The following is a 13,185-nucleotide window of genomic DNA, read 5'->3' on the forward strand; positions in this document are numbered from 1 at the left end:
ATGGACTTTGACCCGCTGGTATTGGCGCGCATGCAGTTCGGCGCCAATATTTCCTTTCACATTCTGTTCCCCACCATCAATATCGCGATGGGCTGGGTGCTGCTGTTCTTCAAGCTGCGCTATCTGAAAACCGGCCAACAGGGCTGGATGGACGCCTATGGTTTCTGGGTGAAGATTTTCGCGCTGTCCTTTGCCTTGGGCGTGGTCAGCGGCGTGACCATGAGCTTCCAGTTCGGCACCAACTGGCCCGGCTATATGCAGACGGTGGGCAATATCGCCGGCCCGCTCTTGGCGTATGAGATCCTGACCGCCTTCTTCCTGGAGGCCACCTTCCTCGGCGTGATGCTGTTCGGCCGTTCCAGGGTGTCGGAACGGGTGCATACCTGGGCCACCTTCCTGGTCGCCTTCGGCAACACGGTGTCGGCGTTCTGGATCCTGGCGCTGAACTCGTGGATGCAGACCCCGACCGGCTTCGAGATGGTGAACGGCAAGGCGGTGGTGACCAGCTGGCTGGAGGTGATCTTCAACCCCTCGCTGCCATACCGGCTCAGCCATATGCTGATCGCTTCCGGCCTGACCGCGTCCTTCCTGGTCGCCGGTCTGTCGGCCTATCGCCGGCTGAAGGGCGACCGCAGCGATGGCGCCAAGCTGGCGTTGAAAACCGGGGTGATCACCGCGGCGCTGCTGATTCCGCTGCAGATCTTCGTGGGCGACATGCATGGCCTGAACACCTTCAAGCATCAGCCGGCCAAGCTGGCGGCGATCGAGGGCATCTGGCACACCGAGAAGGGCGCGCCGCTGCTGCTGTTCGCGCTGCCCAACGCGGAAACCCGCCAGAACGATATGGCGGTGGGCATTCCCAAGCTGGCCAGCCTGATCATCACCCATGATCCCAACGGCGAGATCCGCGGTCTCAACGAGTTCGCCCAGCATCCGCCGGTGGGCAAGGTGTTCTGGAGTTTCCGGGTGATGGCGGGCGTCGGCGCGCTGATGCTGCTGGTGTCCTGGCTGGCCTGTTGGCAACTGCGCCGCCGCGGTCAATTGGCTCCGCTGATGCTGCGCGCGCTGGTGGGCATGACTTTCGCCGGCTGGGTAGCGACGCTGGCCGGCTGGTATGTGACCGAGATCGGCCGCCAGCCCTGGCTGGTGGAAGGGGTGCTGACCACGGCGCAGGCGGCGGGTCCGGCGACCGGCGGCATGGTGGCGTCGACGCTGGCGATGTATCTGAGCCTGTATCTGGTACTGCTGAGCGCTTATGTCTCGGTATTGTTCTACATGGCCGGCAAGGCCGCCGGCCAGTCCGGCGCTGACACTGCGCATCTCGAGGAGAAACTGGCATGAGTGGCGCCGCGTATTGGTTGCCGGTGGTATTCGCCGGCCTGATGGCCTTGTCCATGCTCATCTATGTGGTGCTGGACGGTTACGACCTCGGCGTCGGGCTGCTGCTGCCCTTCGCCAGCAATGACGAGAAGGACATGATGATCGCGTCCATCGGTCCGTTCTGGGACGCCAACGAAACCTGGCTGGTGCTGGGCGTGGGCCTGTTGCTGGTGGGCTTCCCGCTGGCGCACGGCATCATCCTCGGCGAGCTGTATCTGCCGGTGGCGCTGATGCTGGCCGGCCTGATCGTGCGCGGCGTGGCCTTCGACTTCCGCGTCAAGGCGCGCGAGCCGCACAAGCCGTGGTGGAATGTCGCCTTCGCCTGTGGCTCGCTGCTGGCGGCACTGACCCAGGGCGTGATGCTGGGCCGCTATCTGACCGGTTTCGCCGACGGCTGGCTGGCCTGGGGCTTCGCGCTGCTGGCCGGGATCGGCCTGGCGGCGGCCTACACGCTGCTGGGCGCCGGCTGGCTGATCATGAAGACCAGCGGCGCCTTGCAGGCCAAGGCGGTGGCCTGGGCGCGGCGCAGCCTGGCCGGCGCCGGGCTGTCGGTGCTGTTGGTGTCGGTGGCCACGCCGCTGGCCAGCAGCCATATCGCCGCCAAATGGTTCGCCTTGCCGGAATTCCTGCTGCTGTTGCCGCTGCCGCTGGGCTGCATCGTGCTGTTCGCCACCTTGTGGGTGATCCTGCCGCGCTTGGCGGTGCGCCAGGCCGCCGGCAACGATAACTGGTGCTGGGCTCCGTTTGCCTGCACCGTTGGCGTCGTGCTGCTGTCGTTCTGGGGGCTGACCTATAGCGTGTTCCCGGAAGTGGTGATAGGCCGGCTGGACATCTGGCACGCGGCCAGCGACACCGCGGCGCTGTGGGTGATCTTCTGGGGCGCGGCGGTGGTGTTGCCGGTGATCCTGCTGTACACCGCCTTCGTTTACCGGGTGTTCCACGGCAAGGCCAATGCGCTGACTTATCAGTAAATCCAGGCCGCGTCATGCGCTCACAACAGCCGCCTTTGCATTGCAAAGGCGGCTGTTGCCATACTGGGAGCCCGTCATCCGCCTGCAATCCGTCGCGGCGACAATAGCCCATTTTGTCCACGCGGCAAGCTCAAGGAAGCCCTTATGTCTGATTCCGGTACCACTCCGGCCTGGCCTTATCCGCGCTTCATCGCCCATCGCGGCGGCGGCGTCCTGGCGCCGGAAAACACCTTGGCCGGTTTCCGCGAAGGCCGGCGCTATGGCTACCGCGGCGCCGAATGCGATGTAAAACTGTCCGCCGACGATGTCTGCTTTCTGTTGCACGACGACACGGTGGAGCGCACCAGCAACGGACACGGCGCGGCGGCGGCGATGAGCATGGCGCAGTTGGCGCGGCTGGACGCCGGCGGCTGGAAGGGCGCGGCGTTTGCCGGCGAGCCGATGCCGACGCTGGACAATGTCGCCGCCTACTGCCTGGCCCAGAGCATCGCCTTGAATATCGAGATCAAGCCCTGCCCGGGACGGGAAATAGACACCGGCGCGACAGTGGCGGCGGAGGCCGCGCGGCTATGGGCCGCGGCTCCGGTTCCGCCCTTGCTGTCGTCTTTTTCCGCGGAAGCGCTGCGCGCAGCGCGCGAAGCCGCGCCGCATGTGCCGCGCGCCTGGCTGGTGGAGCAGGTGCCGGCGGACTGGGAGACAGGCTTGCGCGAACTGGGCTGCATCGCGCTGCATTGCGATTATCTGGGCCTGAGCGCGGAGTTGGCCGCCGCGATCAAGCAAGCCGGCTTTCAATTGCTGTGCTACACGGTGAACCGGCCCGCCGACGCCGAGCGGCTGCTGGCCTGGGGCGTGGATAGTGTCTGCACCGACCGGCTGGATCTGCTGGCGGCGGGGTAGCAGGGGGTGACGAGCTCACTGGTGCTCGGGAGATCGTAAACAAGTTCTTAGAACCTGTTCAAAGTCTGCTGCGCTGCGGCGGGATGGATAGAAATGGGCGTTGAAACCGGCTTCGAAATGCTTATGTACCAACCGTACATTCCGTTTTCTCAGCCGTTTTCGCCTTGTCTCGCTCTTGCTCGCGAGACTTTGAACAGGTTCTTAGACGCTGAAGCGGCCGGCTAGCTGCCCCAGGCGCTGGGACACCGCTTGCAACTCGCTCGCGGTCTGGGCGCTGGCTTCGACGGCGCTGGCATTGGTTTCCGACATCCGCGCCACGTCTTCCACGTTCTGCGCCAGCGATTGGCTGGTGCTGCTCTGTTCCCGCAGCGCCTGGCTGATCTGATGGATGCTGTCCAGCACCTGGTCCACGCACTGGCGGATGGTGGCGATGCTGGCGCCGGCGCTGCGGGTATTGTCCTGGCCTTGCATGATGGCGCTCATCCCGGTCTGCATATTGGCGATGGCCTGCTGCGAGGTGCGCTGAATCTCGGACACGATGCCGCTGATCTCGGTGGTGGACTGCGCGGTGCGCTCGGCCAGCTTGCGCACTTCGTCGGCAACCACGGCGAAGCCACGGCCTTGTTCGCCGGCGCGCGCCGCCTCGATGGCGGCGTTCAAGGCCAATAGATTGGTTTGATCGGCGACATCGCGGATCACGTCGACGATGCTGGCGATGGATTCCGACTGTTTGCCCAGCGCGCCTATGGTTTCCGAGGCCGAGCTCACGTCGCGAACGATGCTGTCCATGCTGGCTCCGGCCTCGCTGATGATGGCGTTGCCCTCGCTGGACTGACTAACCGCGGTGCGGGACAGCTGGTTGGCCTGTTCCGACTGTTCCGCGCTGACCATCAGGCTGGTGCTCAGTTGCTCGATCGCCGCCGCCATGCTGGCCGCCGACTGGGTCTGCTGAGTGCTGCTATGGCTGATGTTCTGCGCGCTTTGCGCCATCTGGTCGGCCGCGGCGTTGACTTCGCGCGAGGTGTCCAATAGCTGGACGACGGTTTCACGCAGCTGATTGCGCATCAGGCCGATGGCGGCGAGCAGGCTGCTGTTGTCCTGCGCGCGCAGCTGGATCTGGATGCCCAGCTGGCCGGCGGCCAGTTGCTCGACCACGCTTTGCACATAGAAGGGCTCGCCGCCCAGTTGCAGCGTGATGGATAGATAGAGCTGATGGAACAGGAAGCTGGCCAGCAACATGGTGGCGAGGCCGATGCCGATATACAGATTGCGCTGGCCTTGCATCCGTCCGATGCGGGCCTGCAGCAAGCCATCCAGGTTCTGCAGCGCGCTATCGCTGAAATGGGTGATGACACTGGCGCTGCGCGCCGCCAGGCCGGCCACGCCCAGCGTTGCGCCGGTCTTCCCCGCCACCGCGCCGTCTATAGCTGCCACTTGCAGCTGGTGGAAGGCAGCCAATTGCTGATTGTCGGCGTCCAGCGCGCTCTTGACCGCGGGGTTGTAGGCCTGGGCCTTGGCCAGGTCGCTGTTCAGACCGTCCAGCGCGCTGCTGATCAGAGGGCGCAATTCGACCAGACGGTCGCGCTCGGCCGGCGTCAGCGCTTGTCCGGTTTCGGGCTTGGCGGCCCAGGCCAGCGCCTCGCCTATGGTATTGGCCAGCGTCGGCAGCTTGGTGGTGGCCGCGTCCATCAGATAGTAGCTGTCGATGTCCGGGTCCAGCGTCAGGTTGGAGTTGTCGCTGGCGACGCCCAGCAGGGCGTTGAGTTTGTCGGCGGCATTGTCGAAACCGGCGATGATTTTGTCGGGTGGGGCGCTGCCCAGTTGTGCGAGCGCCGCGCGCGCCGCGCTGGCGGTTTTCCAGGCGTCTTCGCTCTGCAGGGCGCCGCCGGATTGGGCATGGGCGTTTTGCAACTGCGTCCACGCCTGGTCGAGTCGGGCCACGGCCTCCGGCTGTGCGGCCTTGGCGGCGGCGTTGCCCTGCGCGGCGCGCACCGCCAGGTCCTGCGCCAGTTCCAGCGCGCCCAGCACCCGGTTCAGCGGCTGGATGTAGGCGACGCCCACTCTTTCTTTTTGCGAGAAGTCGATATTGTCCTGATTGGTGCGGTACAGGCCGTACACCATATAGAGCAGGGCCGCCGCGAATACCGCGCCGATCAGCGCGAAACGGCTGGGGTAGCTCAGACCTTGCATCAACCTTACCATGGGTGTTGTCATCATCTCGCTCCCGGCGATGGCGGCGGCGCCCGCAATAGGGTTCTTGGCCGTGTCTGTACCAGAATAGGCAATTTTCGGGCAAGAGAGCTGAGCGATGGACGGCAAGCTTGGCAATGACTAAGGGCTATATCAGCCAGAAGCGCAGTGCAGTGCGACGCCTGCTGGGCGTTATTGGCATGGTTTGCCAAAAAAATGCCTTGGTCATTTAAAATGCTATTGGTTTTTTGCCGCGTCGGATGCTGTCAGGAATAACAGCTGAATAAATATGCTTATGGTGTTGCTTGCGCGGTGGTGGAGGCAGAGCGACCGCGTGTGAATTCCATTGCCAGCAAACACTCTATTTTGCTAAATTCGCCGGGTTTCGCATGGAAACAGTCTGACAAAATAGCGTCATCGCTCAGTCTGTTCTGGTGCGTTTGAGCCGCCCATATCGGCCCGCGTGGCGATCGCCGCGGCGGCTCGATTCAGGGTTTTAGAGCCGATTCACGATCTCGCGGGCAAGAGCGAGACAAGGCGAAAATGGCTGAGGAAGCGGAGTGTGCTTGGCGCATGAGCATTTCAGAGCCGCATTCATCGTGTGACGTCTCACGACGCGCAGCAGATCGTGAACCCGTGATAAGCCCTCATCCCGGCATCAAGACCGGGGCAGAAACCAACCTTCCAGTCTGAAATCCTTCCGGCGCGCGTCGCCCATTTCCAGATTGTCACGCTCAGAGCTTTAAGAGGAATCATGGAGTTGCTTCATTCTTTTATCAATGCCGCCAATGATGTGATTTGGGGCAAGGTACTGATCGGCCTGCTGCTGGCCGTCGGTGTGTATTTCTCGCTGCGCTCCGGCCTGTTGCAGCTGCGGCTGTTCGCGCGCGGCTGGCGCGAAATGATGGGTGGCCGTGGCGGCCACCGCAGCAAGGACGACATCTCGCCGTTCCAGGCCTTTGCCACCGGCCTCGCCAGCCGGGTGGGCACCGGCAATATCGCCGGCGTGGCCATCGCCATTGCCGCCGGCGGTCCCGGCGCGGTGTTCTGGATGTGGCTGACCGCGATGCTGGGCATGGCCAGCGCTTTTGCCGAGTCGACCCTGGCGCAGCTGTTCAAGACCAATCACCATGATGATACCTTCCGCGGCGGCCCGGCCTATTACATTCAAAAAGGCCTGGGCCAGCGCTGGCTGGGCGTGGTCTTCGCGTTGTGCCTGATTCTGGCCTTCGGCCTGGTGTTCAACGCGGTGCAGGCCAACTCCATCGTGGCGGCCACCGAGGGCGCCTGGGGCTGGAACCGCTATATGGTGGGCGTGGCGCTGGTGGTAATGACCGCCCCCATCATATTTGGCGGCATCCGTTCGGTGGCGCGGGTGGCGGAATGGCTGGTGCCGGTAATGGCGGCGATTTACCTGCTGATGACCTTCTATGTGTTGGCGGTGCATGCCGCCGAGCTGCCGGGCCTGATCGTACTGATCGTCAAGAGCGCCTTCGGCCTGGAGCAGGCGGCGGGCGGTTTCGCCGGCTACGCGGTGAGCCAGGCGATGATGCTGGGCATCAAGCGCGGCCTGTTCTCCAACGAGGCCGGCATGGGCTCGGCGCCCAATGCGGCGGCGACGGCGACTTCGCGCCATCCGGCCAGCCAGGGTGCGATCCAGATGTTCGGCGTCTTCATCGACACCATGGTGATCTGTACCGCCACCGCGGCCATCATTCTCTTGTCCGGCGTGCATGACCAGGGCTTGAGCGGCGTGGCGCTGACGCAGAAGGCGATCGAGGCGCAGTTCGGGCCGATAGGCGCGTCCTTCTTGGCGGTGGCGATGTTCCTGTTCGCGTTTTCCACCATCATCGGCAATTACGCCTATGCCGAGGGCAATGTCGAGTTCATCCGCAGCAACAAGCGGATATTGCTGGCTTTCCGCCTGATCGTGCTGGCGATGGTGATGTTCGGCGCGGTGGCCAGTCTGCCGTTGGTATGGGATATGGCCGACTTCGCCATGGGCTTGATGGCCTTGATCAATCTGGTGGCCATTGTGCTGCTGTCGCGCTATTTCTTCATCGTGCTGAAGGATTACGAGCGCCAGTTGAAGCAGGGCGAGTCCACTCCGGTGTTCAAGGTGGCGGATTACCCGGAACTGGCGGCCAAGGTGGAAAAAGACATCTGGTAAGTCTGAACCTGGTTCCAACGATAAACAGCCCGCGTTTCGACGCGGGCTGTTTTGCTGTGGAGCAAGCTCAAATGGTCTTGGAGTAGCGCGCCTGAGTGCGGCGCTCGCGCAGGTGGCGGTCGAAGATCATCGCGATATTGCGGATCAGGAAGCGCCCCCTGGGTTCCACCATGATGAAGTCGCCGTCGAAGGACAGCAGGCCTAGTTGCTGGAACTCGCGGATCTGCGGCAGTTCTTCCGCGAAGTACTCGGCGAAGTTGATGCCGTGGATTTCCTCCAGCGCCTCCACCGACAGCGAGAAGCGGCACATCAGGCCCTGGATGATACTGCGGCGCAGAATGTCGTCATTGTCCAGCGTCAGCCCGCGCAATACCGGCAGGTGGCCGCTGTCCAGCGCCGCGTAGTAGCTGTCCAGATCCTTGGCGCTCTGACTGTAGCAGGGGCCGACCTTGCCGATTGACGACACGCCAAGACCTATCATGTCGCAGTCGGCGTGGGTGGAATAGCCCTGGAAATTGCGCTGCAGCCGGCCTTGGCGCAGCGCGGTGGCCAGCTCGTCGTCCGGCTTGGCGAAGTGGTCCATGCCGATGAAGACATAACCGGCGTCGGCCAGGCGCTGCACCGAGTCTTGCAGAATATCCAGCTTGGTTTCCGCCGAGGGCAGGTCGGCCTCGTTGATGCGGCGCTGCGGCATGAATACAGTGGGCAGGTGGGCGTAGTTGTACAAGGCCAGACGGTCCGGCCCGATGGCGATCACCTTGTCCAGCGTGCGGCGCACCGATTCGCGGGTTTGCAGCGGCAGGCCGTAGATCAGGTCTACGCTGACCGACTTGAAGCCGGCGTCGCGCGCGGCCTGGATCACTTCCAGCGTTTCCTCTTCGGACTGAACCCGGTTCACCGCCTGCTGCACCGCCGGCTCAAAGTCCTGAATGCCGACGCTGATGCGGTTGAAGCCGAGTTCGGCCAGCTTGAAGATTGTCGCGGCGCTGACTTTGCGCGGGTCTATTTCTATGGAATACTCCCCCTCCTTCAAGAACTCGAAATGAGTCTTGAGCAAGGTCATCAGTCGTTCCAGTTGCGCGTCGGACAAGAAGGTGGGGGTGCCGCCGCCGAAATGCAGCTGTATCACCTGCTCGCGGCGCCCCAGACAGGAGGCGACCATGCGGACTTCTTTTTCCAGATAGTCCAGGTACAAGTCAGCCTTGCTGCTGTCCTTGGTGATGATCTTGTTGCAACCGCAGTAGTAGCAGATAGTGTTGCAAAAAGGTATATGAGCGTACAATGATAAAGGTTTACGGTTGGCGCCGATGCTGCGCTGCCGTAGCCAGTGGATGTAGTCTGTTTCGGCGAAACCCGGCGTAAAGCGATCCGCAGTCGGGTATGACGTATATCTAGGACCTGTCCCGTCGAGGCGCTCGATCAGCGCGCGGTCGAATTCAAAATGGGCAGGAGAAAATGGGTGGGTGGTCTTCATGTCGTATTTGGATAGCAAAACCTCTGGTGGACTGGTAAATTTGCGGAAATCCTGCGAATTTCGCTTTGATAAGGGTCAAGCTTCAGCGCAAGCTTGCACTAAACATGCCATGTCCGATCAGAACCATATCTCTTTGCATAACCTGAAGGTCTCCTGCTCCAACTGCAGCCTGAAGGAACTCTGTCTGCCGGTTGGGCTCAACCGCGAGGAGTTGACCCAGCTTGACGCGGTGATCCGCCAGAGCCGCCGTTTGAAGCGCGGCGAGTACCTGTTCCGCAGCGGCGAGGGTTTCCGTTCGCTGTTCGCGGTGCGCACCGGCTTCTTCAAGACCAGCGTCGCCAGCCAGGACGGCCGTGAACAGGTCACCGGCTTCCATATGTCCGGTGAATTGATGGGCCTGGACGGCATTTCCGCCAATGTGCACGGTTGCGACGCCATTGCGCTGGAAGACAGCGAGGTGTGTGAACTGCCGTTCAGCCGCATGGAGAGCCTGGGACGCGAAATTCCCACGCTGCAGCACCATTTCTACCGTCTGATGAGCCGCGAAATCGTTCGTGATCAGAATGTAATGTTGCTATTGGGCAACATGAAGGCGGAGGAGCGCTTGGCCGCCTTCCTGCTCAATCTGTCGCAGCGTCTGTCCACCCGCGGCTTCGCCGCCAACGATTTCATCCTGCGCATGAGCCGCGAGGAAATCGGCAGCTTCCTGGGCCTGAAACTGGAAACCGTCAGCCGCACGCTGTCCAAGTTCCAGCAGCAAGGCTGGATCACGGTAGACCATAAGCATATCCAGCTGGTGATGGTGGACGAGCTAAAAGCGCTGATCTCCGGTTGCGCGCACGCCAACGGGCATTGAACGCGCAGCGCCGCATTGCTAAAGGCAGGCCATGGTCCTGCCTTTTTTCATGGGCTAGGGCTGCCGGCGATTTGTTCCAATAGCCGCGACAAGGGCGCTTCCTGCGGCCAGCCGGGCGGCACGGCGAAGCCGCGCGCCACTTCATGCCAGCAAGCATCGGCGCCGGCTTGCAGCTCCGCCAGCAATTGCGGCGCCGCCGCCTGTTCCAGCTGCGCGCGCAATGCCGCCGCGGTATGGGTCTGTTCGAAGCCAAGCCGCGCCGGCGCCAGCCAGCTCAGTCTGGGCAGCCAGGCCCAGCGCGAGGCCGTGCTGGAGGCCGGCCATTCGCCGCGCAGCGGCCAGTATTGCCCGTATAGCGGCTGGGCCTGTGGCGGCGGTTCCGGCGCGGTGTCCAGGGCGTGGAACAGCCAGCCGCTGAGCCGGGCGCCGACCGCGCAGCCGGCAAAACCCGCCGGCAGCATGGCTTGGGCCGCCGGGTGACGGGATAGGCGCAGCTGGGTTTGCAATTTACGGGCTTTCAAGGCCCAGGCGTCGCGCAGGCTGGGGCCGGTCAGGGTGTCCGCGCCGCGGCCCAGCTGCAGGTAGAACTTGCTGGCGGTTTCCAGGTGCAGCGGCTGGCCGTCGAGACGCAGCAGGAAGTCGAATTCGCCGATGGTGCGGCCGTCCGGGGCGCGTACTGGCAGATTGTTGGCGAGCAGCTGGATATGCGGCGCCAGCCGGAACCAGAACGATAGCAGTCTTTCCGCGTAATGGCCGAGGCGGCGGGTGGGTTGACGCGCCAGCCAACCGTGCAACTCGGCCGGATCGGCGTCCAGCGCTTGCAGCAGCGCCGGGCCGTCGGCGCCCAGCAGCCGTTGCGGCGCGATGTCGGCGCCGCTGTTCCACGGCGCCGGAGCGGTCAGCAGAAAAGCCAGATCGCGCACCGCCGGGTGCGCGTAGGGCAGGGTGAACGACGGCTTATTCGCCATCCTTGGCGGGGGCATCGTGGCGGACTTCGCCGTCGGCGGCGCGCTGAACCTGTTTGAGGAAGCCGCGCAGAATGTCGATTTCCTCGCGTAGCAGGCCGGCGCGGTTGAACAGGGTGCGCATCCGGCGCATCATGCGTTCGCTGTTGCGGCGGCGGAAATAGCCTATCTTGTCCATGGTCTGTTCCAGGTGGCCGCAGAAGCCTTCCACCTCGCCCAGCGCCGCCGCGTCGCTGTCCGCGCGCAGGTAGTCGACATCCACGCCAGTGTGGCTGAACAGCTCGTAAGTCATCACCTGCACCGCCATCGCCAGGTTCAGCGAGAAGTAGTCCGGGTTGCCGGGGATGGTGACCAGGCGATTGCATTGTTCGACTTCTTCGATCGACAGGCCGAAGGTTTCGTTGCCGAACACCAGGGCCACCTGTTCGCCGGCGCGGGCGCGCGCCACCAGTTCCGGAGTGGTCTGGCGCGGGGTGGACAGCGGGGTGGTCAGTTCGCGGCGGCGGCTGGTTAGCGCGCAGGCGATGGTGACGTCTTGCAAGGCCTCGGCCAGGCTGGACACCACGGTGGCCTGCTCCAGCAGATCCACCGCGCCGGAGGCCAGGGTATTGGCTTCGTCGCTGGGAAACACTTTGGGTTCAACCAGATACAGCCGGCTCAGGCCCATGGTCTTCATCGCCCGCGCGGCGGAGCCGATATTGCCCGGATGGTTGGGCCGCGCCAACACCACGCGAATGTTTTTCAGAAAATCAGGTACTTGGGGTTTATTCATCAGCAGTTTCACATTAAAATAGCCGGCTTATCGAAAAGCCCGCGCGCCGTTTTGCGCGCAAGGCCAGCGCTTGCCGGATGGGCAGGCATGTCGCCTTGCCCGATTGCGCCGGGTTTTTCTTGTTCCTTAACCCAGATTGTTACTAGCAGACGTCGCGTCATGTGGCGGACGTCTGTCATGGTTGAAAGTGTAGAGGCCGTCAATGCATCCGATGCTCAATGTCGCGGTGAAAGCCGCTCGCCGCGCTGGCAGTGTCATTCAGCGCGCGTCGCTGAATCTCGACGCGGTGCGCGTAGAGCGCAAGAAACACAATGACTTCGTGACCGAAGTGGACCGCGCCGCGGAAGAGTCCATCATCGCTTCCATTCTGGAAGCTTATCCCAAGCACGCGATTCTAGCAGAAGAGTCCGGCGCGAAAGGCATCGGTTCGTCGGAATACGAGTGGATCATCGATCCCATCGACGGCACTACCAACTTCTTGCACGGCCACCCGCAGTACGCGATTTCCATCGCGCTGGCGCACAAGGGCCAGGTGCAGCAAGCCGTGGTCTTCGATCCCAACCGCAACGATCTGTTCACCGCCTCGCGCGGCGTCGGCGCCTTCCTCAACGATCGCCGCATCCGCGTGTCCAAGCGCTTCATGATGAATGAATGCGTGATCGCCACCGGTTTCCCGGTGTCCGACCAAAGCTATATCGACCAATACCTGGGCATGCTCAAGGATGTGCTGGCCAAGACCGCCGGCGTGCGCCGCGAAGGCGCGGCCTCGCTGGACTTGTGCAATGTGGCTTGCGGCCGCGTGGAAGGCTTCTGGGAACTGAACCTCAAGCCTTGGGACATCGCCGCGGGCAGCCTGATCGTGCAGGAAGCGGGCGGCATCGTCACCGACTTGTCCGGCGAGCAGGGCTGGCTGGAGTCCGGCGACATCGTCGCCGCCAACCCGAAAGTGCTGGCGCAGCTGCTGCACACGCTGGCGCCGCATATCGGCAAGTAAGCGCTGTCGGCTTGGCCCACTGGGGCTTGGCTAAGCGGGTCACGGCGTCCTCGGGGACGCCGTTTTTGTTTGGAGCGTGAGATGAAACAGTTTTTGGGTTCGATCGCCCTGGTGGTGACGGATTACGATGAAGCCATCGCCTGGTATGTGGACAAGTTGGGTTTTGTGTTGCTGGAGGACGAACGGCAGGGCGAGGACAAGCGCTGGGTGCGCGTGGCGCCGCCGGGGGCGAGCGAGTGCGCGCTGCTGCTGGCCAAGGCGAGCAATGAGCGGCAGCAGGCGGTGGTGGGCACGCAGACCGGCGGCCGCGTCGGTTTCTTCCTGCATACCGACGATTTCTGGCGCGATTACCGCCGCATGGCGGCGGCGGGCGTGAGCTTTAGTGAGCAGCCGCGCGAGGAAGCATATGGCACCGTGGTGGTGTTCGAGGATTTGTACGGCAATCGCTGGGACTTGCTGCAATTGAAGTCCGGCGTTTAAACGCCGGCAGGGCCCCGTGAATAACAAAGAGCCGCG

11 protein-coding genes are annotated in these 13,185 nt (G+C 63.2%); 7 read left to right on the plus strand and 4 right to left on the minus strand.

Features of this window, described 5'->3' with window-relative positions; translation table 11 throughout:
* The 3 genes from VI26_RS21270 to ugpQ all read left to right on the plus strand — a co-directional run bounded on the left by VI26_RS21270 (position 1) and on the right by ugpQ (position 3,248).
* On the plus strand, positions 1 to 1,341 hold the full coding sequence (locus VI26_RS21270; protein WP_048411775.1) for a cytochrome ubiquinol oxidase subunit I: 1,341 nt from the start codon (positions 1 to 3) through the stop codon (positions 1,339 to 1,341).
* A complete protein-coding gene (locus VI26_RS21275) occupies positions 1,338 to 2,351 on the plus strand; it encodes a cytochrome d ubiquinol oxidase subunit II (protein ID WP_048411776.1) in 1,014 nt (337 codons plus the stop codon). Before VI26_RS21270 ends, VI26_RS21275 begins: the two co-directional genes overlap by 4 nt.
* Positions 2,352 to 2,495: 144 nt before the next feature.
* Positions 2,496 to 3,248, plus strand: a complete 753-nt coding sequence (ugpQ, locus tag VI26_RS21280; RefSeq protein WP_048411777.1) for a glycerophosphodiester phosphodiesterase — start codon at positions 2,496 to 2,498, stop codon at positions 3,246 to 3,248.
* Positions 3,249 to 3,449: 201 nt separating this feature from the next.
* Here ugpQ and VI26_RS21285 read toward each other — a convergent pair whose 3' ends face one another.
* Positions 3,450 to 5,438 carry a methyl-accepting chemotaxis protein gene (locus VI26_RS21285; protein WP_048411778.1) on the minus strand — a complete coding sequence of 663 codons (1,989 nt, stop codon included), beginning with the start codon at positions 5,436 to 5,438 and terminating at the stop codon, positions 3,450 to 3,452.
* A 754-nt stretch (positions 5,439 to 6,192) separates the two neighbouring features.
* On the opposite strand from VI26_RS21285, the gene VI26_RS21290 reads away from it, so the two are divergent.
* Positions 6,193 to 7,608: a sodium:alanine symporter family protein gene (locus tag VI26_RS21290; protein WP_048411779.1), complete on the plus strand. Its 1,416-nt coding sequence runs from the start codon at positions 6,193 to 6,195 to the stop codon at positions 7,606 to 7,608.
* A gap of 67 nt (positions 7,609 to 7,675) precedes the next feature.
* Here VI26_RS21290 and hemN read toward each other — a convergent pair whose 3' ends face one another.
* Positions 7,676 to 9,082 (minus strand): oxygen-independent coproporphyrinogen III oxidase, encoded by a 1,407-nt coding sequence (hemN, locus tag VI26_RS21295; RefSeq protein ID WP_048411780.1) that lies wholly within the window; start codon positions 9,080 to 9,082, stop codon positions 7,676 to 7,678.
* Positions 9,083 to 9,191: 109 nt separating this feature from the next.
* Between hemN and fnr the strand changes: the two genes are divergently transcribed.
* Positions 9,192 to 9,938 (plus strand): fumarate/nitrate reduction transcriptional regulator Fnr, encoded by a 747-nt coding sequence (gene fnr / locus VI26_RS21300; protein ID WP_043590811.1) that lies wholly within the window; start codon positions 9,192 to 9,194, stop codon positions 9,936 to 9,938.
* 47 nt (positions 9,939 to 9,985) lie between these two features.
* Here fnr and VI26_RS21305 read toward each other — a convergent pair whose 3' ends face one another.
* Both VI26_RS21305 and VI26_RS21310 read right to left on the minus strand, forming a co-directional pair.
* The gene (locus tag VI26_RS21305) at positions 9,986 to 10,906 is read right to left on the minus strand and encodes a DUF1853 family protein (protein WP_048411781.1); all 921 of its coding nucleotides are present in this window, start codon (positions 10,904 to 10,906) and stop codon (positions 9,986 to 9,988) included.
* A complete protein-coding gene (locus tag VI26_RS21310) occupies positions 10,896 to 11,675 on the minus strand; it encodes an RNA methyltransferase (RefSeq protein ID WP_048411782.1) in 780 nt (259 codons plus the stop codon). The genes VI26_RS21305 and VI26_RS21310 overlap by 11 nt, the downstream gene beginning before the upstream one ends.
* A 202-nt stretch (positions 11,676 to 11,877) precedes the next feature.
* Between VI26_RS21310 and VI26_RS21315 the strand changes: the two genes are divergently transcribed.
* A complete protein-coding gene (locus tag VI26_RS21315; protein ID WP_048411783.1) occupies positions 11,878 to 12,669 on the plus strand; it encodes an inositol monophosphatase family protein in 792 nt (263 codons plus the stop codon).
* 81 nt (positions 12,670 to 12,750) lie between these two features.
* Positions 12,751 to 13,149, plus strand: a complete 399-nt coding sequence (locus VI26_RS21320; RefSeq protein ID WP_048411784.1) for a VOC family protein — start codon at positions 12,751 to 12,753, stop codon at positions 13,147 to 13,149.
* Positions 13,150 to 13,185 lie beyond the last annotated feature (36 nt).

The sequence above is a fragment of the Chromobacterium sp. LK1 genome, from assembly GCF_001043555.1.
In the GTDB taxonomy this organism is placed as follows: domain Bacteria; phylum Pseudomonadota; class Gammaproteobacteria; order Burkholderiales; family Chromobacteriaceae; genus Chromobacterium; species Chromobacterium aquaticum.

What these genes read in the sequence shown, in the direction of transcription:
- VI26_RS21270 (WP_048411775.1), top strand. Translation starts at nt 1, where the DNA reads ATGGACTTTGACCCGCTGGTATTGGCGCGCATGCAGTTCGGCGCCAAT.
- VI26_RS21275 (WP_048411776.1), top strand. Translation starts at nt 1,338, where the DNA reads ATGAGTGGCGCCGCGTATTGGTTGCCGGTGGTATTCGCCGGCCTGATG.
- ugpQ (WP_048411777.1), top strand. Translation starts at nt 2,496, where the DNA reads ATGTCTGATTCCGGTACCACTCCGGCCTGGCCTTATCCGCGCTTCATC.
- VI26_RS21285 (WP_048411778.1), bottom strand. Translation starts at nt 5,438, where the DNA reads ATGCAAGGTCTGAGCTACCCCAGCCGTTTCGCGCTGATCGGCGCGGTA.
- VI26_RS21290 (WP_048411779.1), top strand. Translation starts at nt 6,193, where the DNA reads ATGGAGTTGCTTCATTCTTTTATCAATGCCGCCAATGATGTGATTTGG.
- hemN (WP_048411780.1), bottom strand. Translation starts at nt 9,082, where the DNA reads ATGAAGACCACCCACCCATTTTCTCCTGCCCATTTTGAATTCGACCGC.
- fnr (WP_043590811.1), top strand. Translation starts at nt 9,192, where the DNA reads ATGTCCGATCAGAACCATATCTCTTTGCATAACCTGAAGGTCTCCTGC.
- VI26_RS21305 (WP_048411781.1), bottom strand. Translation starts at nt 10,906, where the DNA reads ATGGCGAATAAGCCGTCGTTCACCCTGCCCTACGCGCACCCGGCGGTG.
- VI26_RS21310 (WP_048411782.1), bottom strand. Translation starts at nt 11,675, where the DNA reads ATGAATAAACCCCAAGTACCTGATTTTCTGAAAAACATTCGCGTGGTG.
- VI26_RS21315 (WP_048411783.1), top strand. Translation starts at nt 11,878, where the DNA reads ATGCATCCGATGCTCAATGTCGCGGTGAAAGCCGCTCGCCGCGCTGGC.
- VI26_RS21320 (WP_048411784.1), top strand. Translation starts at nt 12,751, where the DNA reads ATGAAACAGTTTTTGGGTTCGATCGCCCTGGTGGTGACGGATTACGAT.